At 65.7% G+C, this 22432-nt stretch carries 22 protein-coding genes, 1 tRNA gene and 1 pseudogene; 12 read left to right on the top strand and 12 right to left on the bottom strand.

The window, feature by feature from the left end; translation table 11 throughout:
• Window positions 1-25 precede the first annotated feature (25 nt).
• Both BAY61_RS25355 and BAY61_RS25350 read left to right on the top strand, forming a co-directional pair.
• Window positions 26-1273, top strand: coding sequence for an ABC transporter substrate-binding protein (locus BAY61_RS25355; RefSeq protein ID WP_091806933.1), 1248 nt, complete (start codon window positions 26-28; stop codon window positions 1271-1273).
• 101 nt (window positions 1274-1374) lie between these two features.
• A complete protein-coding gene (locus tag BAY61_RS25350) occupies window positions 1375-1782 on the top strand; it encodes an SgcJ/EcaC family oxidoreductase (protein WP_091806935.1) in 408 nt (135 codons plus the stop codon).
• Between the two features lie 18 nt (window positions 1783-1800).
• On the opposite strand, the gene BAY61_RS25345 is transcribed toward BAY61_RS25350, so the two are convergent.
• Genes BAY61_RS25345 through BAY61_RS25330 form a run of 4 tightly spaced genes read right to left on the bottom strand, consistent with a single transcriptional unit; the run spans window position 1801 to window position 5371 of the window.
• On the bottom strand, window positions 1801-2538 hold the full coding sequence (locus BAY61_RS25345; protein ID WP_091806936.1) for an ABC transporter ATP-binding protein: 738 nt from the start codon (window positions 2536-2538) through the stop codon (window positions 1801-1803).
• Window positions 2535-3383, bottom strand: coding sequence for an ABC transporter ATP-binding protein (locus tag BAY61_RS25340; protein ID WP_091806938.1), 849 nt, complete (start codon window positions 3381-3383; stop codon window positions 2535-2537). Before BAY61_RS25340 ends, BAY61_RS25345 begins: the two co-directional genes overlap by 4 nt.
• Window positions 3373-4365 (bottom strand): branched-chain amino acid ABC transporter permease, encoded by a 993-nt coding sequence (locus BAY61_RS25335; RefSeq protein WP_091806940.1) that lies wholly within the window; start codon window positions 4363-4365, stop codon window positions 3373-3375. The genes BAY61_RS25340 and BAY61_RS25335 overlap by 11 nt, the downstream gene beginning before the upstream one ends.
• A 10-nt stretch (window positions 4366-4375) precedes the next feature.
• The gene (locus BAY61_RS25330; protein WP_091806942.1) at window positions 4376-5371 is read right to left on the bottom strand and encodes a branched-chain amino acid ABC transporter permease; all 996 of its coding nucleotides are present in this window, start codon (window positions 5369-5371) and stop codon (window positions 4376-4378) included.
• Between the two features lie 212 nt (window positions 5372-5583).
• Between BAY61_RS25330 and BAY61_RS25325 the strand changes: the two genes are divergently transcribed.
• The 7 genes from BAY61_RS25325 to BAY61_RS25295 all read left to right on the top strand — a co-directional run bounded on the left by BAY61_RS25325 (window position 5584) and on the right by BAY61_RS25295 (window position 11804).
• A complete protein-coding gene (locus BAY61_RS25325) occupies window positions 5584-5862 on the top strand; it encodes a hypothetical protein (RefSeq protein WP_091806944.1) in 279 nt (92 codons plus the stop codon).
• 30 nt (window positions 5863-5892) lie between these two features.
• On the top strand, window positions 5893-6618 hold the full coding sequence (locus tag BAY61_RS25320) for an HAD family hydrolase (RefSeq protein ID WP_245865420.1): 726 nt from the start codon (window positions 5893-5895) through the stop codon (window positions 6616-6618).
• Complete coding sequence (locus BAY61_RS25315) at window positions 6615-7475, top strand: metallophosphoesterase family protein (RefSeq protein ID WP_170140227.1); 861 nt, start codon at window positions 6615-6617, stop codon at window positions 7473-7475. Before BAY61_RS25320 ends, BAY61_RS25315 begins: the two co-directional genes overlap by 4 nt.
• A gap of 77 nt (window positions 7476-7552) precedes the next feature.
• Window positions 7553-9910, top strand: a complete 2358-nt coding sequence (locus tag BAY61_RS25310; protein ID WP_091806950.1) for a PEP-utilizing enzyme — start codon at window positions 7553-7555, stop codon at window positions 9908-9910.
• Between the two features lie 4 nt (window positions 9911-9914).
• Entirely contained in the window at window positions 9915-10433 is a 519-nt protein-coding gene (locus BAY61_RS25305; protein ID WP_091807454.1) for an adenylyl-sulfate kinase, read from the top strand.
• Between the two features lie 4 nt (window positions 10434-10437).
• A complete protein-coding gene (locus BAY61_RS25300; protein ID WP_170140226.1) occupies window positions 10438-11049 on the top strand; it encodes a gamma-glutamyl-gamma-aminobutyrate hydrolase family protein in 612 nt (203 codons plus the stop codon).
• On the top strand, window positions 11046-11804 hold the full coding sequence (locus tag BAY61_RS25295; RefSeq protein WP_143021390.1) for a phosphocholine cytidylyltransferase family protein: 759 nt from the start codon (window positions 11046-11048) through the stop codon (window positions 11802-11804). Before BAY61_RS25300 ends, BAY61_RS25295 begins: the two co-directional genes overlap by 4 nt.
• Before the next feature lie 7 nt (window positions 11805-11811).
• Here the strand turns inward: BAY61_RS25295 and BAY61_RS25290 are convergent, their stop codons facing one another.
• On the bottom strand, window positions 11812-12717 hold the full coding sequence (locus BAY61_RS25290) for an LLM class flavin-dependent oxidoreductase (RefSeq protein ID WP_091806955.1): 906 nt from the start codon (window positions 12715-12717) through the stop codon (window positions 11812-11814).
• 28 nt (window positions 12718-12745) lie between these two features.
• The gene (locus BAY61_RS25285) at window positions 12746-13426 is read right to left on the bottom strand and encodes a TetR/AcrR family transcriptional regulator (protein WP_091807455.1); all 681 of its coding nucleotides are present in this window, start codon (window positions 13424-13426) and stop codon (window positions 12746-12748) included.
• A 105-nt stretch (window positions 13427-13531) separates the two neighbouring features.
• Between BAY61_RS25285 and BAY61_RS25280 the strand changes: the two genes are divergently transcribed.
• Window positions 13532-13984: an SgcJ/EcaC family oxidoreductase gene (locus BAY61_RS25280; protein WP_091807457.1), complete on the top strand. Its 453-nt coding sequence runs from the start codon at window positions 13532-13534 to the stop codon at window positions 13982-13984.
• 328 nt (window positions 13985-14312) lie between these two features.
• Here BAY61_RS25280 and BAY61_RS34085 read toward each other — a convergent pair.
• Window positions 14313-14696 (bottom strand): annotated as a pseudogene (locus BAY61_RS34085) (C40 family peptidase); the annotation flags it as partial.
• A 1551-nt stretch (window positions 14697-16247) separates the two neighbouring features.
• Window positions 16248-16321 (bottom strand) — tRNA-Leu (locus BAY61_RS25270).
• Between the two features lie 121 nt (window positions 16322-16442).
• On the opposite strand from BAY61_RS25270, the gene BAY61_RS25265 reads away from it, so the two are divergent.
• Window positions 16443-16664: a DUF3618 domain-containing protein gene (locus BAY61_RS25265; RefSeq protein WP_091807459.1), complete on the top strand. Its 222-nt coding sequence runs from the start codon at window positions 16443-16445 to the stop codon at window positions 16662-16664.
• Between the two features lie 30 nt (window positions 16665-16694).
• On the opposite strand, the gene BAY61_RS34080 is transcribed toward BAY61_RS25265, so the two are convergent.
• On the bottom strand, window positions 16695-17318 hold the full coding sequence (locus tag BAY61_RS34080) for a hypothetical protein (protein WP_420848822.1): 624 nt from the start codon (window positions 17316-17318) through the stop codon (window positions 16695-16697).
• 230 nt (window positions 17319-17548) lie between these two features.
• Complete coding sequence (locus BAY61_RS25255) at window positions 17549-18127, bottom strand: TetR/AcrR family transcriptional regulator (protein WP_091806958.1); 579 nt, start codon at window positions 18125-18127, stop codon at window positions 17549-17551.
• A gap of 120 nt (window positions 18128-18247) precedes the next feature.
• Here BAY61_RS25255 and BAY61_RS25250 point away from each other — a divergent pair, with 120 nt between their 5' ends.
• Entirely contained in the window at window positions 18248-19717 is a 1470-nt protein-coding gene (locus BAY61_RS25250; RefSeq protein ID WP_091806960.1) for a flavin-containing monooxygenase, read from the top strand.
• A 212-nt stretch (window positions 19718-19929) separates the two neighbouring features.
• On the opposite strand, the gene BAY61_RS25245 is transcribed toward BAY61_RS25250, so the two are convergent.
• Complete coding sequence (locus BAY61_RS25245) at window positions 19930-20397, bottom strand: helix-turn-helix domain-containing protein (protein ID WP_091807461.1); 468 nt, start codon at window positions 20395-20397, stop codon at window positions 19930-19932.
• Window positions 20398-20595: 198 nt separating this feature from the next.
• Window positions 20596-22056 carry an LCP family protein gene (locus tag BAY61_RS25240; RefSeq protein ID WP_091806962.1) on the bottom strand — a complete coding sequence of 487 codons (1461 nt, stop codon included), beginning with the start codon at window positions 22054-22056 and terminating at the stop codon, window positions 20596-20598.
• Between the last annotated feature and the right edge of the window lie 376 nt (window positions 22057-22432).

Raw genomic sequence — 22432 nt, 5'->3', positions numbered from 1 at the left:
CATCGTGGATGACGGGAGGCGAAGGATGCGACCTTCATGGACATGGCGGTCGGCCATCTTCGTGAGCGTGACGGCACTGTTGACCGTGGCGTGCGGCAGTGGGGACGACGGCGGCCAGGGAAGCGGCGACGACCAGCCGCTCAAGCTGGGATACGTCCTTCCGGAGACGGGTCAGCTGGCCTACCTCGGCCCGCCACAGATCCAGTCTGCGAAATTCGCCATGAAACAGATCAACGACGCCGGAGGAGTGCTCGGCAAGCAGTTGCCCGCGATGGTGGCGGGTGACGAGGCCGGGCAGGAAGCAGTCGCGGTCCAGTCGGCGAACAGAGTGCTCAACTCGGGAGTCGATGCGATCATCGGCGCCGCGGCTTCGGGCATGTCGCTCGCCTTCATCGATGCCGTGACCGGGGCGGGCGTCGTGCAGTGTTCGGGATCGAACACCGCGCCCACCTTCACCGACTATCCCGACGACGGCTTCTACTTCCGCACCGCGCCGAGTGACGCGTTGCAGGGGCCGGTTCTCGCGAAAGTCGTGCGCGGCGACGGGCACACCAGGGTCGCCATGGTCGCGAGGGCCGACGACTACGGTCGCGGGCTGCTCGACTCGACCAAGAAGGCACTGGAAGCGAACGGCGCGACGGTCGTGCTCTCCCAGACCTACGACCCGGAGGCCACCAACTTCGATCAGGTCGCGCAGCAGATCGCGAACTCGCGGCCCGACGCGGCCGTCGTGATCTCCTTCGAGGAGGGCTCGCAGATCATCAGGGCCATGATCGAGGCAGGTGCCGGTCCCCGGCAGATCGGTGTCTACGGAGCGGACGGGGTCCGCAGCGAGCAGCTCGGCTCGCTGGTCTCACCGGGTGATCCCACCGTGATCGCGGGAATGAAGGGAACGGCTCCCGCATCGGCTGACAATCCCGAGTACACGAAGCAGCTCAAGGCGTTCGCGCCCGATCTGCAAGAACTCCAGTACGCGCCGCAGGTCTTCGACTGTGCCACCATCGTGGCCCTCGCGGCCGAACAGGCGAAGTCCACCGACCCCACCGTGTTCTCGAAGGAGATCGACGGGATCACGAAGGACGGTGAGAAGTGCACGTCGTTCGCGGCCTGCAAGGACCTCATCGAGCGGGGAACGAACGTCGACTACGACGGGGTGAGCGGACCGCTCGACTTCACCGACGCCGGTGAACCCGGCAAGGCGACGATCGAGGTCTACGGCTACGACGACGCGGGCAAGCTGCAAACCCTGCGCACCGAGGAAAGCACGGGTTAGCTGCGCCGATCAGTGAGGTTGGGAGTGCGGGGTGATTCGGTGACCTGGACTTAGGTCGAAGTTGCATGATCGGGTTCTGTTCACGACAAAGGAGCCCCGCCATGAACACCGAAACCGACCATGCTCTGAACGACCTGGTCAGGCACTACGAACATGCCTTCAACACGAATGAAGCCAAGTCCATGAACGACCTGTTCGCGGACGACCCGATCTTCGTCAACTTCGGCGGCAACCTTGTCGATGACAAGGAAGCGCTCTACCGTGCCCAGGCGTTCGTATTCGATCAGGGTGGACCATTGGAAAACCTCAGCGTCAGCTACACGGTCGAGAGCATTACTCACCTTGCCGAGGGACTGGCTGTGGTTCACGCCCGGCAGCGGGCACTCCGCTCCGGGGCCGCTTCAGCGGGTCCACGCGAAGATCCGATGGAGGCGATTCTCCTGATCGTGGCTCAACTCGACGATGGTGGGTGGCGAATCAGGATCGGGCAGAACACGCCGGTGACGTGAAAGGAGCAGGGCGAGGAATCAGTCGGCCTTCGCGAGGGTGCCGAGGTAGCACTCGATCACCCGCTCGTCGTGCAGCAGTTCCTCGCCCGTGCCGGTGTGCGCGTTCTTGCCCTGGTCCAGTACGTAGCCGCGATCGCAGATCCGCAGGCAGGTTCGCGCGTTCTGCTCGACCATGAGTATTCCGACGCCGGTGGAGTTGATCTGCGCGATCCGTTCGAAGACCTGATCTTGGTACACCGGGGAAAGCCCTGCCGAAGGCTCGTCGAGCAGCAGTACCTCGGGCCGCATCATGAGCGCTCGTCCCATCGCCAGCATCTGCCGCTCGCCGCCGGACATCGAACTCGCCTTCTGGCCCCTGCGCTTGCCGAGTAGCGGGAAGAGTTGTTCGACGGACTCCACCCGCCGCGCGAAGGCTTTCGGAACGAGGTACGTGCCCATGCGCAGGTTCTCCTCGACGGTCAGCGAAGGGAAGACGTTGTCGCGTTGCGGGACGTAGCCGATCCCGCGCGAGACGAGGTCGTGGGCAGGCCGGTTGGTGATGTTCTCTCCGTGGAACCGGACGGTTCCCGACCTGACTCTCAGCAGCCCGAAGATCGCCTTGACGAGAGTGGACTTGCCCGCGCCGTTCGGGCCGATCACTCCGACGAGTTCGCCGTCGCCGAGGGCGATCCCGCAGCCGTTCAGCACGGGCACTCCCGGTACGTAACCGGCGACGATGTCGTCAGCGGCAAGCAGTGGGCGCTCTGGACCGGTCATGATGGCTCCTCGTCGGTCTCATGGGCAATGGGTGCGCCCCGGCGCGCCCCCAGGTAGGCGTCGATCACGGCCGGGTTCTGCGCGACGGTGTGCGGTGGCCCCTCCGCGACGACGGCGCCGTCGGCCATGCACACGACCCAGTCGCTGACGCCCATCACCACGTCCATGTCGTGCTCGACGAAACACACGGTCATGCCCTCGTCCCTGAGCCCCGTCAGGTGTTCGAGCAGTGACTCGGCCAGCGCGGGGTTCACACCGGACATGGGCTCGTCGAGCAGCACCATCACCGGATCGGTCAACAGTGCTCTCGCCATTTCGAGCAGTTTGCGTTGTCCGCCGGACAGGGTGCCCGCGTATTCGTCCCGCAGGTGCGAAAGCCGGAACCGGTCGAGCAGTTCGTCGGCCCTGGCGGTGATCGCGCGTTCGCCGGCGAGCCACAGTGGTGGCAGCAGCGCGAAGGGAAGCCGTTCCCCTCGCTGGTCAGGGGCGGCCAGGCGCATGTTGTCCAGCACGGTCATCCGGCTGAGCGTTCTGGTGAGCTGAAAGGTTCGCACGAGCCCGCCGCGCGCGATCCGGTGCGCGGCCATGCCGGTGACCGGTTTTCCGGCGAACGACCAGCGCCCTTCCGTCGGCTTGTCGAATCCGCTGATGACGTTGAACAGCGTGCTCTTTCCGGCGCCGTTGGGACCGATGAGCGCGGTGATCGCGCCGCGCTGGATTTCGAGGTGTTCGACGTGTACCGCGAGCAGCCCTCCGAACGAGCGGCGGAGGCCGTCGACGACGAGCAGTGGGTCAGGTTTGGCCACACCGGGTTCGGGGCTGATGGAGGAAAGGTCAGCGGGCATCGAGCAGCATCTCCCTTCTGCTGCCGAGCAGCCCCTGCGGCCGGAAGATCATCAACAGCATCAGCCCGAGCCCGACGAGCGCGAACCGCGCGGCCCCCACCTCGGGAGCGGTCAGCAAGGTCTCCGGGATGTGGCCGGCTGTGATGGCCTGCCGCAGTGTGCTGTCGACGATGGTGAGCACGGCCCAGAACAGGATCGATCCAATGACCGGGCCGAGTACTCTGCCCGCTCCGCCGAGCACGAGCAGTGTGTAGAGGAAGAACGTGACGACGGGGTCGTAGCTGTCGGGGTTGACCGACTGGGTGCTGATGGCCAGCATCATGCCGCCCATCGCACCGATAGCGCCGCCCAGCACGAGGCTCTGCAACTTGTAGGAGTAGACGCTCTTGCCGAGGCTGCGCACCGCGTCCTCGTCCTCCCTGATCGAGCGGAGCACCCTGCCCCACGGGCTGCGCACGAGTACGGCGAGGACGACACAGAGCACGAGCACGACCGCCCACGCGACGGCGAGCGCCCACAGATCGCGGGAGTTGAACTGGACCAGCCAGAACCCGTACGTGTCACGGGGAATCGGGTTGGCCTGGTAGAAGGCGGTGGCGAAGCGCTGTAAACCGAACACGCCGCCGGTGACCGGCTCTGCCCAGCTCGATCGGTAGAAGAGCCGAAGGATCTCGCCGGCCGCGATGGTGGAGATGGCGAGGTATTCGGCGCGCAACCGCAGTGCGGGCAGACCGAGCAGCAGCGCGAGCACCACTGAGCAGGCGAGTCCGATGAGGACACCGGCGACGAGGGAAAGTCCGAAGGTCGAAACGGAAGCCGCTACGCCGTATGCGCCGACGAGCATGAAGGCGACCTGCCCGAAGTTCAGCAGTCCGGTGTAACCGAAGTGCAGGTTCAGCCCGATCGCGGCAAGGGCGTAGCACGCGGCGACCGGCCCCAGACCCGCCCTGATCGCGTCGGAGAAGACCGTTGTCCAGTCCATTGTGTACCGCCTACCCGACCCGTTCTCGGCGCCCGAGAATGCCCTGTGGCCTGATCAGCAGTACGACGATGAGTACGAGCAGCGCCCACGCGTTCTGTAGATCGATGGGGAACCACAGGGTGGAAACCTGCGCGACGATGCCGATGACGAAGCTGCCGACCATCGCCCCGTAAGCGGAGCCGAGGCCGCCGAGGATGATGCCCGCGAACATGAGCAGCAACAGGCGGAAACCCATGTCCCACGTGATGACCTCGGCCAGTCCGAAGAACACGCCGCCGAGCGCGGCGAGTGCCCCGCCGAGCAGCCACACGACGAGCACCACTCGCCGGACGTCGATACCGGAGGACTCCGCGAGATCCCGGTTGCTGGCGACCGCGCGGATCGCGGTGCCGATCCGGGTCTTCTGGAGCATCAGCGCGACCCCGAGCAGTACGAGCACGGAAAGGCCGATGATCGTCAGATCCCGGGGCGTGATGCTGACCGGGCCGAGGTTCCATGCTCGCTGTAGATCGTATTCGCGGTACGACCTGGGGCTCGTGCCGAACAGGATCAGTACGAGGTGTCTCAGCAGCAGTGAGAGCCCGATGGTGATGATGAAAAGGCTGATCAGGCTCGTCCCTCTCGCGCGAAGCGGCCGGAACAGTCCGAGTTCGATGAGCCCGCCGAGCAGCGCGCCCGCGATGACGGCGAGCACGGTGGAAAGAATCAGCGGCCACCTGGGACCTCCCGCCGACGCGTTGAAGAAGAACGCGGTGACGGCACCTACGGTGACCAATTCACCGTGCGCGAAATTGATCAGCCGGGTCGTTCCGAATACGAGGGACAGCCCGACCGCCGTGATGGCGATGACGGAACCGAACTGCACTCCGTTCAGCAATGCCTGGAGTGCTTTGGACAGCCCGCTCGGGCCGGGCACCGCTTCGGTGCCCGGCGCCATGGCTTCCGCCGGTCCCAGCGCCAGCAACAGCACGACCAGCGCCGGTACGAGCAATCGATGAACGCGCACATTCACCTCGCGCGGGTGTTCGATCGTCGGGCGATCAGTCTAGGCACCGGCGGGACCGCGAAGCGTTTCTGTGCCTGTGATTGTTACGTGCCCTTCGTTCGCGATTCCGGCCGTGGTGAACGGGTGAAGGGCGTAATCACGTCATAGCCCGCTCCGCGACCCGTCTGGTTAGTTGACCCAATCGGCCGATGCGAGAAAGGACGGGTGCCTGGATGGCTGATGAGACGAAAAGGGTTCTCGACGCGTTGACGACTCTGCGGGAGGAACTGCCGGGACTCATCGCCGCGCTGAAAGCGGGTGAGCTGACGGTCGCCGCGCAACACCGGTTCGCGGCCTCGCTCATCGAGACCGGTGAACTCGTCGACGAACACGCCGACCACCAGGCTTCGGCGAGCAACGGGCACGCCGACGGTTTCGGCATGAGCGAATCCGGCGACAGCGACGACATTGACGACATCGTCGCGCCATCGGACAACGAAGAGGAATGGTGATCACCGCCGTGCGGCTGCGACACTGAGCCGGTGATCGAGGGACGCGTTGTGGCTGGGCGTTGTCAGGCCGCGATTTTCGACTGCGATGGGTTACTGCTCGACTCCTCGGCGGCGTGGCGTTCGGCGTTCACCTCCGCGGCGGCGTTGCTCGGCTACCGGTTGTCCGCCGAACAGGACACCGCGCTGCTCGGAGCTTCCGTCGCCACGGGTGCGGCCAAGATCGCCGCATGGGCACCGGATTCGGGCCCCGACATCGAGATGAGCGACGTACGCGCCGCGCTGCACGCGGGGTTGCGCACGGCGGTGGATACCGCCCCGCCGACGGTGCTTCCCGGTGTACTCGACGTGCTTTCCCTGCTACAAGGCAGAGTGCCCGCCGGTGTCGCGTCCAACGCGCCCGCCGACGTACTGAACCGCATGCTGGATTCGGCTGGATTGTCCGCTTCGTTCGAAAGTGTGGTGAGCGCCGATTCCGTCGCAGAGGCCAAGCCCGCTCCCGATGTCTACCTCGCCGCGTGTGCGGCTCTCGGCGCGGATCCGGCTTTCTCCGTCGCCTTCGAGGACTCGCCTGCCGGTGCCGAGGCAGCGAGGGCGGCCGGTATGTCGCTCATCGTCGTCACCGGCGACGACTGGCCAGGGCGGGCCCCGTTGCGCTGGCCCGAAAAGGGAAGACCGGTCCTTTACGTCACGTCGCTTTCCGACTCCGCCGTAGGCGCGCACGTACTGGGTGCCGCGCTGGAAGGGGAACCGGCGTGAGCCGGGATGCCTCGACACTGCGTCTCGGTGTGCTCACCGACTGCCATCTCGCCGAGCGGGGCACGCCCGACGCCCGCTTCAACAACACCATCCTGCTCGGCCGTTCAAGGGAACTACTGGCCGAGGCGCTCACCTACCTCGCTCCGCGAGCCGAAACGCTGCTGCTGCTCGGTGACCTCACTCAGTCCGCTGTGGACGATGATTTTCGCTATCTGTTCGACCGGATTCGCGACACCGGATTACCGAGTTATGTCGTGCGGGGCAACCACGACCTGCCGAGCATCGGAAGCGATCCGCTCGGCGACGCGCTGACCGCCTTTCCCGGCGAATGGCCACGCGAACCGCGAACGGGAGGCGAGCGGCTCGGTCCCGTGACGCTGGCATCCGGCGCGTTGAGCCTCGGGGAGGACGGCTACCTGGACACCGTGGCCCCGCCGCTCGTGGCAGGCCCGTTGCTGTGGATGACGCACTTTCCGGTACTGAGCATGGCGGCCGACATCGAGAAGGCGGGCTGGAACCACGCCGGAGATCTGCGCAACAGGGCGGAGGTCGAGGCGAGGTTGCGTGCCTGCGAGGGTCCGGTGATCGCGCTGACCGGGCACCTGCACGTCCGGGCGTACGCCGTCGCGGGCAACGTGCTGCAACTCAACATGGCAGCGCTGGTCGAACCGCCGCACGACGTCGCCGTCGTGACCGTCGAGGCCGCGCGGGGGAGCGTCCTGGTGCGCCGCACCTGCGCGCGAATCGGGGACGCGCAAGTGAAAAAGGCCCCCGTGTTCGATTCGCCCGACACCGTTTTTCATTGGGAGTCCGGTCGCTGGCAGATATCGACCCCGGCTCACGAAGGCGATCGCTAGCCTATATTCATCGGATGGACATCCGGAACCGGTTGTCCATTTCATCGTATAGCTGAATACCGGCGGGGAAACGACTGATGTGCGCATTTGTTGACGCGGCTAGGCCGTTTCATTTCGGCACGAAGGCCGAGACATTACAGCAGCTTTCCCGATCGATCCGGTCGGCCGTTGTGCTGCCGATGGAGTACTTCACCGTCCGGCAGTGGCGAGAGGATCCCGATGGCTGCCTCAATCTGGTGTGTTCCCAGACGTGGTCGGCCTCCACTCTCGTCGTGCGCAGCAGCGGGCAGGGCGAGGACAGCACGGAGTCGTCCAACGCGGGTCGCTACCTCTCCGAACGCGACGTCAGGGGGAGAGACGCGCTCGCCGGGGCCGTCCGTGACGTCATCGCCTCCTTCGACGAGGATCGGTCGGACCACCAGATCCTGGTGCAACCGCAACTGGAGAACGCGGTGGCGAGCGGGGTCGTCTCGTCGTGCGAGCCCGGCAGCGGCGCCCCTTACCGGGTCGTGGAGTGGACGGCGGGAGCCGAGACCGATGAGGTGACCTCGGGCCGCTCGGAGGTCCGCACCTGGTACTACCTCGAAGCCGGCCGCCCGCGGATCCCCTCTCCCGTGCTCACCGGCCTTCCTGCGCTCGTCGACGAACTGACCGAACTCACCGAGGGGGTTCCGTTCGAGTTCGAATTCGGTATCACGAGGAACCGGATCGTCGTGCTATTTCAGGTTCGACCGCTCGTGAATGTGCGACCGAGAATTTCGCGATTCGCGCACGACAGGGCGCTCGCCGAATGCGAGCGAATAATAAACGACACCACGAAAGAAACGCCGTTCGCGCTTGGCGAGCGCACCGTGCTCGGGGTCATGCCCGACTGGAACCCAGCCGAGATGATCGGAATCCGGCCCCGCCCGCTCGCCCTCTCGCTGTACCGGGGTCTCATCACCGACCGGGTGTGGGCGCGATCGAGGTACCGGTACGGATACCGGGATCTCAGAGGTGTTCCGCTGCTTGTCGATCTGTGTGGTTTGCCCTACATCGACACGAGGGCCAGTTTCTCCTCGCTTGTTCCCGCGCCGCTGAACGAGAACGCGGCGCGCGGCCTCGTCGCGCACTACGTCGCCGAACTGGCCGAGAACCCGCATCTGCACGACAAGATCGAGTTCGCGATCGCCCTCTCGTCCTACCACTTCGCGACCGAGCAGCAGGCCGAACGCCTTGCCGCGACCGGTGTCCTCTCCGCGGAGGACAGCCGTTGCCTCGTCAAGGAACTGCGCGAGCTGACCATCGGCATCATGAGTTCGTCGGGGCCCTACCGGCGCGATCTGCGGGAGGCTCGGCTGCTCGCCTCGCGATCACTCGACCGGCCGGACACCTTCTCGCTGGCGAGATTGACCGAGCTCGTCAGGATCTGCCGACTGCACGGCACGCTTCCGTTCTCGGGGCTCGCGCGAGCGGCTTTCACCGCGACCTCCATCGTGCGCAGCCTCGTCGACGTCGGCCTGCTCACGCCCGACGACGCGGACCGCCTGCTCGGCAGCGCGCAAACGCCGATCTCGGCGATGCAGGACGAATTCGGCACCCTTCCACGGTCCGAGTTCCTTGCCAGGTACGGACATCTGCGGCCGGGCACCTACGACATCCGCTCCCCCCGGTACGACGAGAGCCCCGAGCAGTACTTCGACTGGTCGATGCAAGCGCCGCCCGCGCACAAGCCCGCACCGTTCCGGCCCAGCGCGAGGCAGCTCGGCGCGATCGAACGATTGCTGCGTACGCACCTGCTCCCCGAGGATCCGCGAGCACTGCTGGGGTTCGTCGTGGAGAGCATCGCGGCCCGCGAGTACAGCAAGCTCCAGTTCTCAAGGTTCGTCAGCGAGATACTGGTCGAGATCAGGAGAGCGGGAAACCAATGGGGGCTCACGGCCGACGACATGTCCTATGTGGACATCGACCTGCTGACCGGCCTCAAGGGGGAACGCGGCGCCGACGAGGCGACCGTCGCCGGCGCCGTCGAGCGGGGCAGGCGCGGGTACGAGATCACCGAATCGTTGTGCGCTCCGGCCGTCGTGCTCGACCCCGCACAGTTGACCAGCTTCGTCTCCATGCGGGGAGAGGCCAATTTCGTGACGCGGTCGCGGTCGGTGGCGAGAACGGCGGACGTCGCGGGCGGCGACGATCCCGAAGCGGCGATCGCGATGATCATGGCGGCCGATCCCGGCTACGACTGGATCTTCACCCGTGGCATCGCGGGCCTGATCACCGCCTACGGCGGTGTGAACTCCCACATGGCGATCAGGGCGCGTGAACTCGGAATTCCCGCGGCCATCGGGGTCGGGCACGAAGCGTTTCGCCGCTGGCTGCGCGAGGACGCTCTCGAAGTGGACGCCGCGAGCCGGATCGTGCGACCGGCCGCGCTGAGTGTTCCCCGGCAGGGCTGAGGGCATGGCCCGATCCGGTTCCGTCGCATGGATCACCGGACTTTCCGGCGCCGGAAAGTCCGAAGTGGCCGGTTCGCTGGTAGGGCGACTGCACGAGCGGGGTACGCGGCCGGTGTTGCTCGACGGCGACGAGCTGAGGGAGACACTCGGCGTCCGGTCCGGATACGACCTGAGCAGCAGACGCGCACTCGCGGCGACCTACGCGCGCATGTGCCTGCTGCTGTCCGGCCAAGGGCACGTCGTCGTCTGCGCGACCATCTCGCTGCACCACGACATCCACGACTGGAATCGCGAACACCTTCCCGGCTACCTTGAGGTGTTCCTCGACGTGCCGGTCGGGGAACTGCGCAGGCGTGACCCCAAGGGCATCTACCGCGATGGCACGGACATCGTCGGAACCGGAGGTTTCGCGGCCGAGTTTCCGCTCGCTCCCGACCTGCGGATCCGCAACGTCGCCCCGCTCACCGCGCGCGAGGCGGGAGCACGGATCTTCGAGGCCGGTGCGGGGAAAGGTATGTGGTAACGGCATGGTTCCCATCGGCGTCACCCAGCGAGTGCTCGTCGATCCGCGGCACGGCGAGCAGCGGCTCGCGCTCGACCGGCGCTGGGCGCCGTTTCTCGCCGCGTGCGGTCTCGTCGCCATCGCGCTCCCGCTCGAAGAGCGGCTCGCCGAGCAGACGCTGGCGTCGACCGGTTGTGCGGGCGTGTTGTTCACCGGCGGCGACGACCGCGCCGAGTTCGGCGGCGCGACGGCCGAGCGGGATGGAATGGAACGTCACGTACTGCGTTACGCGATCGAGCAAGCGCTACCCGTCGTCGGAGTGTGCCGAGGCATGCAGTTGTTGTTGCGCGCCTTCGGTTCCGAGCTGGTTGCCGTCCCCGGTCATGTGGGCAGCACGCACGCGCTCACCGGCGAGTTCGGCCCGCGCGCGGTGAACAGTTTCCACCGGTGGGCCGCGCTCGGCGTGCCGGAGGGATTCCGCGTCACGGCACGGTGTGGTGAGGTCGTCGAGGCCGTCGCGCACGAGACGCTGGCGCTGACCGGAATCATGTGGCACCCGGAACGCGCCGAACCCGTTGTCGCCGAGGACATCGCGCTGTTCAACAGTGCCTTTCGGGTCACGGCGGCCACGCCGTGACCGGGACACGCGCCGTCGTGCTCGCGGCAGGCCGAGGATCGAGGATGGGCTCGTTGACGAGCGACCGGCCGAAATGCCTGCTGGAGGCCGGAGGGCGCACCCTGCTGGACCGTCAACTCGCGGCCTTGCGGGCCGGTGGAATCGCCGAGGTCGCCGTCGTCACGGGCTGGCACGCCGAACAGTTCGCCACCGTGCCCCTTCCTCGCTTCCACAACGCATCCTGGGCTCGATCGTCCATGGTGGACTCACTGGCGTGCGCGTGGCCATGGCTGACCGAGGGACCTGTTCTCGCCTGCTACGGCGACATCGTGTTCGCGCCGGCCGACGTTGCTGCCATCGCGGGCGAGTCCGGTCCCATCACCGTGGCCTACGACCCTTGCTGGCTCGGCCAGTGGGCTGACCGCTTCGTCGACCCGCTCGCCGACGCCGAGACATTCCGCATCGGCGACGACGGGCGCATCACCGAGATCGGAGGACAACCGGCTTCGGTGTCCGAGGTGCGGGGCCAGTATCTCGGCATGGTCCGCTTCGAGCCGGATGGCTGGGCGGCGATCGTCGATGCGCTCGCCTTCGCCGACGCGCGAGGCACTCGCAGGGACATGACGGGACTGCTCGGCTGGTTGATCGGCAACGGTTTCCCCGACGTGACGGGGTTCGCGGTGACCGGTCCATGGCACGAATTCGATCACGCCACCGATCTCGACGCGGGGAGGCACGTGCTGGCGGAGTTGGACAGCGCGCTGTTCCCCGCGTGAGGCGCGCTCAGGTGAGCGAAGGAAGTACGTCGGCCACCAGCTTTTCGAGGTGGAATTCATGGTCGAACAGCGGCGTGATGATGATGAGCTCGGCTCCGGCTTCGCCGACGTCGCGCAGTGCCTCCGCGCACTCGTCGGCGGTTCCGGTGATCGCGGCGGATTCAATGGTGGCCACGCGCCTGCCGTACACGTCGGCCAGCCGCTCGTTCATGCGCTGTCTCGCCCGAGCGGGCTGGTCGTCCACGGCGAGGTAGACCCGCTTCGCGATGGGAAATCCGGACTCGCCGCCAGGTGCGGCTCTGATGATGCCGACCTGCTCCGCGAACGTCGCGGTCGGTGTCGAGCCCGCGCCGATGAAGCCGTCGCCCATCCGGACCGCGCGCCGGAGAGCCGAAGGGCTCGCGCCGCCGAACCACAGCGGCGGATGGGGTTTCTGGAGCGGTTTCGGCTCCATCCCCGCTTCGGCCAATTGCCAGAACTCGCCGTCGAAGTCGGTCCGGTCTTCCGTCCAGAGCGCTTTCATCAGGTCGATGCCCTCGGCGAATCGGGAAGCGTACCGGTCGCCGTCGACGCCGAAAGCGGAGAACATGCGGCCCTTGCCGCCGGTTCCGACGCCGACGTCCAGCCTGCCTTTGCTGAGCTGATCGACCGTGCTCAGGCTCTTGGCGAGGTGAACGGGGTTGTGCAGGGTGGTCACGAAGACCGCGCACCCGAGCCGGAGCGTGCTGGTGTGCGCTGCCGCGAAGGTCATCGTGTCCAGCGGGCTGAGGCAGGGCATCGAGCCGAGCGGTTGCTCAAGCGTCCACGCGCTGTGAAATCCGAGTTCCTCGATCCTGCGAACGGATCGCGCGAATCCGTCAGGGTCGAACTCACCGTCGGCGAAGAACTGGGGAATCGCGAAGCCGAATCTCATGCCGTCGATGCTAGGTCGTATCCGATGCTCAGCCAGTGGGTGACCAGCGCTCGGTGAAAAGCGCGGAGGAAGGCGGGTGGCCGGGAAGCGGTGCCGCTCCCGCGCGAAGTCCGTCGAACACGATGGCGTGCAGCCGGGACCTCGCGTTGAGCGCGGCTTCGGTCAGGTCGGTTCTTCCTTGAGCCGCGAGGTGTTCCAGTAGCGGCGACTTGCTCAGCTGCTCAGTGAGCAGGTCGATGTCCACGACCGTGATGTCCGGTCGCAGCACCCCCGCCGCCTGTGCGCGATCGATGAGCCGGCGCACCGCCTCTTCGCCTCGCTCGTTCTTGTCGGCCATCGCCGGGGTGACATCGATGGTGCCCGCGATGGGTGCGAGGGAACCGGTGCCGTGTTCGGTTGCCGCGCGCAGGTAGTGCACGAGGCCATCCCACGGGTCGGCCATCGCGAGTCCTTCCTCAGCCGCGGTGAGGTAGGCGGCGAGCGCCAGTTCGCACAGCTTCTGGAACAGCTCGTCCTTGGTGCGGTAGCGGCGGTAGAGGCTGCCGACGCCGACGCCTGCCCTCGCGGCGATGGCGGCGACCGAGGCGTGCGCGCCATCGGTCGCGATCACGTCGCGGGCCGCCGCGAGCAGGGCCTTGTCGTTGCGCTCCGCTTCTGCTCGCCTCGCCGCTCTGCGGCCGGTGTCCGGTTTCGATTGCTCTGCTGTCATCGAGGTCACTGTAGCGCTTCTTGCGGAGCGATTCGCTCCGCACTACCTTTGTGCTCAATCGGAGTGAATCGCTCCGCAATGAAATGGGGAATCATGGTGCAGTCGATGGAAGCCGTTCGGGACGAGGACCTTGCCGCCATTCGCGAGTTGGTCGTCGCCGCGCAACGTGAGCAGAACGAACTGGAACCGTTCCTCGCGCTGCATACGGACGACGCGGCGATCGTCAACCTCGCCGGTCGCAGGGTGCTCGGCAAGCAGGCAATCCGGGATGCGATGGGTGCCGCGCTGGCTTCGCCGCTGGCGAAGGTGTTCACGAGGGCCGAGATCGTGGACGTCAGGTTGGTCTCCGCTGACGTGGCATTGGTCAGTTGCCGGAAGTATGTGTCGGACGAACGGGACGTCGAAGACATCGAGGCCACCGGAGAAGGCCCGGAGGTGGCTGGTGCCGGAAAGGCCGGAGCCATGCCGACGAGGGCCAGCCTGACGTATGTGGTCGTCAAGACCGGCGATGGCTGGCGAATCGCGTCCGCCCAGACCACGCCGTTGCTGACCGGCTGACCCGGCGAGTCCCCCGCCCAGAACCGCGAGATCCGCACTCAGGAGCGCGAGATCCGCATTCGGGACGTCGAGATCCGCATTCGGTCGACGACAACCCGCGAAAGCGGAGCCGTAGTCGACGTCGGATACGTGCGAGTTGCCCCTCGCGCGCATCGGGAGCGGAATGCCCTCGGCGGCGGTGCTCTTTTCGGAAGGATGGTCACGACCCAGGACCGCGCCTTGAAACCCTGGGTCGCTCCCGACAGTGGACTATCGCTCCGGCTCACGCCTCGCCGACAGTCCACTGTGGATCAATCTCGGCCGTGTCGCGACGGCCGAGTGGTCAGCTCAAGCCCTTGACGGCGTCGACGATGATGCGTGCCGTCGGCTCGTGCTTCGCGTAGGCGTAGGGGAATCCGGACTTCTGGACGACCTGGGCGGCGTCGGTCAACGCCATGTTCTCCCACCCGGGAACCTGCATCAGGCCCTGGTAGAACTTGGTCGCCGAGTACGCGGGGTCGGTGACCTCTTCCGGGGTGCCCCAGCCCATGCTCGGACGCTGCTGGAAGAGACCGAGGCTGTCGCGGTCACCCCAGTCGAGGTTGCGAAGACCCGACTCCTGCATGGCGGTGGCGATCGCTACGACCTGGCCACGCTCGGACACGTTGAGTTGTTTTCCGACCGCGACGATTGTCGCGGCGTTTTGTGTTTCGTGCGGCCCGTAGCCGGGAATCTCCGGAAGAGCGGGCGGCGGTGGTGGTGGCGCTTGCTCCGCGACGGGAGCGGCTTCCACGGCGTGGTTCTCGGCTGGAGCGGGCTCGGCCTTGCCGTTCTCGGCGGGCTCGGGCTGCTTGTCCTGCTTTTCCTGGGCGGGAGCGTCTTCGGTGTGAGCGCTGTTGAGGTGGGCGCTCGCGGCTGGCTGGGACTGGTTCTGCTCGTCTCCGCCCGCGGTGGCACCGGCGATCATTCCGGTGAGGCTGCCTCCGATGAGGACGGGGATCGCGAGGGCGGCGGCGACTGTGCCGGCCGTACTCTTGACCGACTCGCTGGTGAATTTGGACATGCTGGTGCTTGGCCTTTTCTTTCGGGGTTGGGTGATCGGGCCGCGGCATCATTGCAACGGGTGTGAGCACTGTTGTCCCGACACGTGGGGCGAGCCGGAAAAGGGGCGCAGTCGTGCCCCAAGGCAAAACGATGGATTCGTGGATGCCTGTGCTCATCGGGGTCGGCACCGGTAAACGGGAGTCCGGGAGGAACTCGGTTGCTTAATCGGAGCCGGGGGCCTTGTCGCTGGCCCTCGGAACGAGACTAATCATGGTCAAAGGCGGCGCGAACGCTCTTTTGACCAATTCAAATCAGGTGGGTATTCGCTGACCAATATCAAAAAGCCTGTTGAGCAGGAATGGTTGTCAACAGCAAAAGCCGGATTCGGTTGAACCTTGAACTAGGTCACATCGAGAGGGGCTTGCGTACTGTTCGGTTTCTCTCAACGGTGCGATTTCTGCTGCTCGGCGGCGCCTGGAAGGATTCAGTCCGGTGCTGAATCGGCGAAGACTCCAGTCAGTGGGTTTTCGTCGGTCCAAGAGTAGAAGTACGCAGGTCATGGCTTTGCCACCTGGGCCGTGGCGGCGAAATTCGTTTTGGTTGACATGGCGGACATCACACTTCGTTGAGTAAGGTTACGTAGTCGACAATCGGTAATCATCGAGGCGCGACATGTAGCTGGATCGGGTAACAGGCAGGTGTGACTCGATCACGAACCGGAGTAGAACGTCGCCGCCTGTGAGGGGAGCTGGTCGCCCGTCGCCTGTCCGTGGTTGGTCGCGAGGTGTCGACGAGGAGGGGGCGACCGTGGCCTTGTTTTCGGCGATCGGACGCCGCACTTCGCGTGGCATTCAGGAGTCGGCGAAAACTGCGGGTTAATCGAAACGTGATCGGGCGACCTCGTATTGTGCGGCAGGTATCCGGTTAACCGCGGTGGCTTCGTCTGGCGAGGTTCCGGATGCGAGCGCTGCTGGTCGGAATCGGCGTTCGACCATCGTTGTCCCGAGTGTGTGCCTGATCCGGAATCGGTCAGTACCTATATGTGGGAAGGCGTGCCCGCCGGACGGGTGGGTGGGGGTGGGTTGGTCTGCGGTGTCGTCATGAGCGCCGGGCGGGTGACCGTGATGGGGGTCCGGGGGACTTCCCGGGTGGGGTCTGGGGGCTGCGCCCCCAGGGGAGATGACGATGATCGCCGGATGGGGAAGGCGTGCCCGCCGAACAGGCGGACACCAAGATCGAGTGGGCCCGGTCGGACTCGAACCGACACTGGCACGGACCTAAACCGTGTGCCTCTGCCAATTGGGCTACGGGCCCTCGCGTCGAGAGCCTATCGTCTCGGTGTTCGGTGCTTGATCGGCGTGGCCTGTGCGCCGGGGCCTTCACGGGTGATCTAACGTGACAGCCTGCGGCAAGCATGCTCTGCGAGGGAGGATACGTGGCTCGCGATCCGGAAACCATCGAGCGCGACATCGAGAAGGCCAGGGAAGCGCTTGCGCACACCCTGGACGAGATCGGCACAAAGGCAAACCCCAAGCGGCTCGCCGACACCGCGAAAACCAGCTTGAGGGCGAAGTTCGCCGAGCCCAAGGTCAAGTTTCCGTTGATCGGTGCCGGTGTGCTGGTCGGCGTGTTGTTGGTGCGCAAGCTGTTCCGCTGAGCGGATTCGCCGCCGGCTGACGAGAACCCGTCAGCCGGCGGCGCTTGCCGAACCAGCCGCGCGAGGAAGGCTGCCCGCGGCGCTGCTCACGTATGCCCCTCCGGCCTGCCGTCCCTCGTCGTTCGAGGTCCTCGGGTTTGCGGTGGCGTTGCCTGGGCTCTTGCTCAGTTCCTTGCGCGGCACCGCACGCTTGCCCGATTGCTCCGGAGTTTCCGGTTCGGTGCTGACCTGCCGCGCTTCCGCCGGGGTCGTGCTTTGTGGCTGCTCGGTCTCCTCGCTGACCGTGGCCGGGTTCTCGTCGCCGTCCGCGTCCACGGTGTCCACGACATCCGCCGAGTCCGTGGAGTTCGCGGTGGCCTGCGCGTCGGTCGCGGGCGTGTCCTCCTCGGCGGCGGGCTGTTCCGCCACCGGTTCGGGTCGCGCCAGCCGCGCCGTCATGTAGGCCGTCGTGAACTCAAGGGCACTCCCTCTGAGTAAGTGCACGACGGTCGGACTATTTCCGTCCGGAACGAGTTTCTCCACGAGCTGGTCAGCGCGGTCGCGTGCCGCGATGATGCCCGGTGCTCTCCCCTTGAGCTCCTTGCCGAGTCCTGCGACCGTGATCGTCCAGTCGTCTTCTTCCTGGACGTATGTCGCCGTGATCGCTTGCACCATCAGTCCCACCCCTCTCTCGGCGGCGCCCCCAAGGCATGAGACCACGCGGCCGCCGACCTGTGACGCCAGTTCGCGCGTCAACCTTTCGGGCAGACTCGCGGAGCGCCTTGTTTAAATTCTGTAACCCCATGATCTATCCAGCAATACGACAATGCGTCATGTACTACTGAGCGTGATAACACTCTCAGTGTGTCACCACATTGAGTTACCGCCCGATCTCGGGCTGTCAATTACTGGCTTGCGCTGTGTTTCAGTCCGCCCCAAAGCAAGCCCATTGCGTACTCGGTGACCGTATCGGGTGTCAGTCCTTCGTGACGTTCGCACAGGATGGCGAGTCGCTCACATCCGCCGACGACGAACTCCGCCGCCGCGGCGATCCGCATGGGGTCCGAGTCGTCGAAGTATCCGCTCATCAGTGTCGCGATGAGGTCGGTTTGCTGCTGGCGGGTCGCCTCGATCTCCTCGGCCGCCGACGTGCCGATCAGCGTCATCTCGTGCCGCAACAGCGACCACGCCTGCCTGCGCTCCCTGATGAAGACGAAAAAGGCGTGCAGGCCCCTGCGCATCGCATCTTCCGCCGTGCTCGCGTCGGCGACGCTGCGTTTCGTGGTGTCGCGCAGGGCGGCTCTCGCGTCTCTGATGCACGCGAGCAGGAGCCCTTCCTTTGAATGGAAGTACTCGTAGAGCATCGGCTTCGATACGCCGACCCGTTCGGCGATTTCGTCCATCGAGGCCGCCGTGTATCCGCGCTCCGAAAAGACGGTCTCCGCGACCTCGATCATCTGTCGCTCTCGCTGTGCCCTGGGCATGCGCTTGCGGCGAGGTCGAGACTCGGCGGTCGTATCCACGAAATCCACTCTACCGGAAGTAACCTACTCCCAGTAAGATGGACTTCGGGTAACAGGAACTGGCGGCATGGAGGCTTCCACATGGGCAACCGCACCGAAGCGGAGGTCGTGATTGTCGGTACCGGGTTCTCCGGGCTCGGCATGGCGATCCAACTCCGCAAGGAAGGGCGCGACGACTTCGTCATTCTGGAGAAGGCGGATGACGTCGGCGGCACCTGGCGGGACAACACCTATCCTGGCTGTGCCTGCGACATCCAGTCGCACATGTACTCGTTCTCGTTCGAGCAGAATCCCGGTTGGTCACGTTCGTTCTCGCCGCAGCCTGAGATCTACGAGTACATGCGTGGTGTCGCGAGGAAGTACGACCTCTATCGGTCTGTCCACTTCGGACAAAATGTGACCGCGGCGCGATGGGACGCCGATGTCAACCGCTGGTTCATCACGACGGCGGCGGGGGACGAGTTCGTGTGCCGGTTCCTGATGTCGGGAATCGGGGCGCTGCACATCCCGCACGTTCCCGAACTTCCCGGCATAGAACGGTTTCAGGGTGCGACGTTCCACTCGGCGCAGTGGGATCACGACTTCGAACTCGCCGGCAAGAAGGTCGCCGTCGTCGGTACCGGTGCCAGTGCGGTTCAATTCGTGCCGAAGATCGCGGACGACGTCACCGAACTGAACATCTTCCAGCGAACGCCGCCATGGATCATGCCCAAACCGGACTACTCGATGCCCGAATGGGCACGACGGGTTTTCGCCAGGATTCCCTTGGCGCAACGGGCTTATCGCCACCTGCTTTACTGGATACTTGAGGTGCGGGCCGTCGGGTTCAACGGTAAACCGGGGCTCATGCGGCTGGCGCAGAAGATCGCCAAACGCAACATCGACAAGAACGTCAAGGACCGGCAACTTCGCAGGAAGGTCACTCCCGACTACGTACTCGGGTGCAAGCGTGTCCTGATCTCCAACGACTACTACCCGGCGCTGAATCGGGACAACGTTTCCGTGATCAGCGAAGGGATCTCGGAGGTGAAAGAACACAGCGTCGTCGATTCGGACGGTGTCGAGCGCGAGGTCGATGCGATCATTTTCGGTACCGGATTTCACGTCACCGACGCCTTCGAGCACCTCGACATCACCGGTGTCGACGGCGTGAACCTGGGAAAGCTGTGGGCCGCCGAAGGAATGCAGACCCATCTCGGAATCACCGTCAACGGGTTTCCCAACCTCTTCTTCCTGCTGGGGCCCAACACGGGACTGGGGCACAACTCCGTCGTATTCATGATCGAGCAGCAGATCCGCTACATCGTCGAGGCGATCAGGTTCGCCGATTCGCGCGATGCCGAGGCCATCGACGTCAGAGCCGAGGTGCAGGACCGGTTCAACGCCGACATCCAGCGCAAGCTGGCCGACGGCATCTGGACGAAGGGCGGCTGCACGAGTTGGTACCTCGACGCCAAAGGGGTCAACCGCACGATCTGGCCCGGCTTCACCTGGCGGTACTGGATGCGGACGAGGAAGCTGCGCGGCAGCGACTTCCAACTCACGCGGTAGCCGCGAAAGCGGTATCGGTCGCGGCGCGGCTGTCACCGGCCATTGTGGAGTCGGTGTGAACTGGCGTGACAACGGCCGTGGCCGTCAGGGTGCCCGGAGCCGCGAATCCCGCCGAGCGCGGATCTCGACGGCACGGATGGGGATCTCGCGCGGCCGAGCGCGGATCTCGCCGTCCTGGGTGCGGGACTCGCGGTCCGGGCCACCACGGCCCGTCATACGCCGAGGCTGGAGAGTCTTCGCAACCGGTCCATGAGGTCCTGGGTCCGCAATCCGCACAACTGCGCCATCCAGTCCAAAGCCGAGACGTCGAGCTGCACCTCCTGGCCGGGAGACTGCGCCAGCCTCCCCGTCGCCCATCGGCGCAGTGGCAGCAATTCGGGCTGCTCATCGGCGACTATCTTCGCCAGATTCAACCTGACCCTGCCCGGCTCTTCGGAGAACACTCTCCTGTGGACCCTGGCCAGCAGATTCTGCGGGAGCTCGTCCATCGCGACGCACAACTCGACGAGCCGCACCACCGAGCATTGCCGCGTGCCCAGCTCGTAGGTGGCGAGTGTTTGCAGCGAGATGTCGCTCTGCAACCGCTGGTTGAGTTCTTTGCGCGTCCATCCTCGTTTCTTGCGGAGCTTGCGTAGTTCTTCTCCGAGTACGCGCTGGTATGCGTCCGCGTCGATCAGCACTCCAGGTCCCCTGCTCGCACCGCGTGGGATGCCGTGCACCGGCTGCGCCGGCACAGTGCATACGTTCTTCACGGCAGTGAAAGGCCCGAAGTGCCCTCCGCTTACGCGGGTTGGGAAGAAAACTCCTCCGAAAGTCCCGAAGTACCCCGAATGGAGTAGCAAAAGGGGCTGGATGGGCTCACCCGGCCACCTTGGGGCTCAGTTGACGCAGGTGACTCCGTCGGCGGTGATCGCGGGTGCCTCGTCCTCGGCAGGCTGCCGGGGCTGCTGGGCTCCGGCGAGGTTGTCCGGCTGCATCGCGGGCTCCGCCTCACCTTGCCCAGACGTGTCCGAATAGTCGGGGCCGAGCAGGACCCGCACGTGCCCTGTGGGTACCTCGGCGTTCTCCTGCACCGAGATGTCGCCGCCGACGGCCTTGGCCACCTCGTCGCCGGTCGCCCGTTGCCCCTCAGGAACCTCGATGACGCTCGTCGACCTCGCCGAGGCGTTGTCCACCTCGCCCTGCAAGTATCCCGCCGTGGCGGCCTTCTCAGAGATCGTGCCTGCCAGACCGGTGATGTTGGAGCCGTTGAGCACGTCCACCGTCACCTCACCCGGCTCGGCGGCCGGAGCCGAAGGCGTCTCCTTCTCCGGTGCGCCGGAGAGCCCTTGCACGAACTCGCGTACCTCGGCGGGGTCGACCTGGATGGCCTGACCGTCCTCGGGCGTGTCGTACTCGGGGTCGACGACGGGGATGGTGCGGAACTCGATCTGACCGCCGCTGAGTCCCCGCATCTGCTGGGCGAATCCGAGCAGGTCCCAGCCCTTGTTGACGACGACGGACTTCTGGATGGCGTCGACAAGGCTGTTGAGCTTCGCCGGATCGGTGAGCGTTCCGGCGGAAAGGACCTTGCGGGCGAGACCGGCCATGAAGACCTGTTGCCGCACAACGCGGTCTAGGTCGCCGCGAAGCAGACCGTGCCGCTGGCGGACGAACGCGAGCGCGTCGAATCCGCTGATGGTTTGTTGGCCTGCCTGGAAATCCGCGCCGGAGTAATGATCGTCGACCGCCTCGTTGAGGCAGACGTCGACACCGCCGATCGCCCTGGTGATGTCGTAGAAACCGAGCAGGTTGATCGAGGCGTAGTTGTCGATTGTGGACCCGGTGAGCTTCTCGACCGTCGCGATGAGGGTCTTGGCGCCTTCCTGGTTGCTCTGGACTTCGAGCTCCCTCTGGTCGGTGAGGCCCTCTTGCTTGAGCCGGTCCATCGCGGCGAACTTGGCGCGCGCGTACGCGGAGTTGATCTTGTGCTCGCCGTATCCCGGAATCTCGACGTAGGAGTCTCGCGGCAGTGAGATGGCCACCGCCTTGCTGCCGTCGTTGGGAATGTGCACGAAGATCAGCGTGTCGGTGTTGAGTTCGCCGTCCGAGACGCCCGCTTTGAGCTTGGCCAGCATCTCTTCCGACAGCGGGTTGCCCTGCGCGTCGGTCCTGCTGTCCATGCCGACGAGCAGGATGTCGCGGGCGCCGTCCGCCGGCTTCTCGCCGCCGCCGTGTTCGCCGATGACGTCGGCGACCGTCAGCCCGCTGACGAGTCCCTGCATCGCGGCCCAGGCGTAACCGGTAAGGCTCATCACCAGCGCTGAGACCAGTGCCAGCGCGATCTTCGCTCCGCGCATCCTGCGTTTGCGTGGTGGCGGAGGGGGAGGTGGGCGCTTGCGTGCCGGAGGACGAGGGGGTCCGCCGCCGCTGCTTCCGCCGGGGCGCTGCGGCGGTGGCCGCCGGTTCCCTGAGGGAGGGCCGCCGGACGGATTGGCCCTGCGGGGTGGCTGCCCCTGCCTTCCGGGAGGTGGTGGACCGGGTCTGCCTGCGTTGGCTGGGTCCTGCCACGGCCTCTCGGGACCACGGCCACGCGGAGAATTCCGCGGCGGGTAGTCCACGCCAACGGCTCCTTTCGCAGACGAGTTATCAGGTCCTTTTACTGTGACGTCCTGATGGGGACCCAGGTTGTCGTAGGGTGCCACACAGTTTGGTGGCAATGGTGGGTACCACCCG

Origin of the sequence: Prauserella marina, assembly GCF_002240355.1 — a bacterium.
GTDB classification, from domain to species: domain Bacteria; phylum Actinomycetota; class Actinomycetes; order Mycobacteriales; family Pseudonocardiaceae; genus Prauserella_A; species Prauserella_A marina.
Note: the sequence above shows the minus strand (reverse complement) of the source record. Positions and strands in the feature narration are given on the sequence as shown.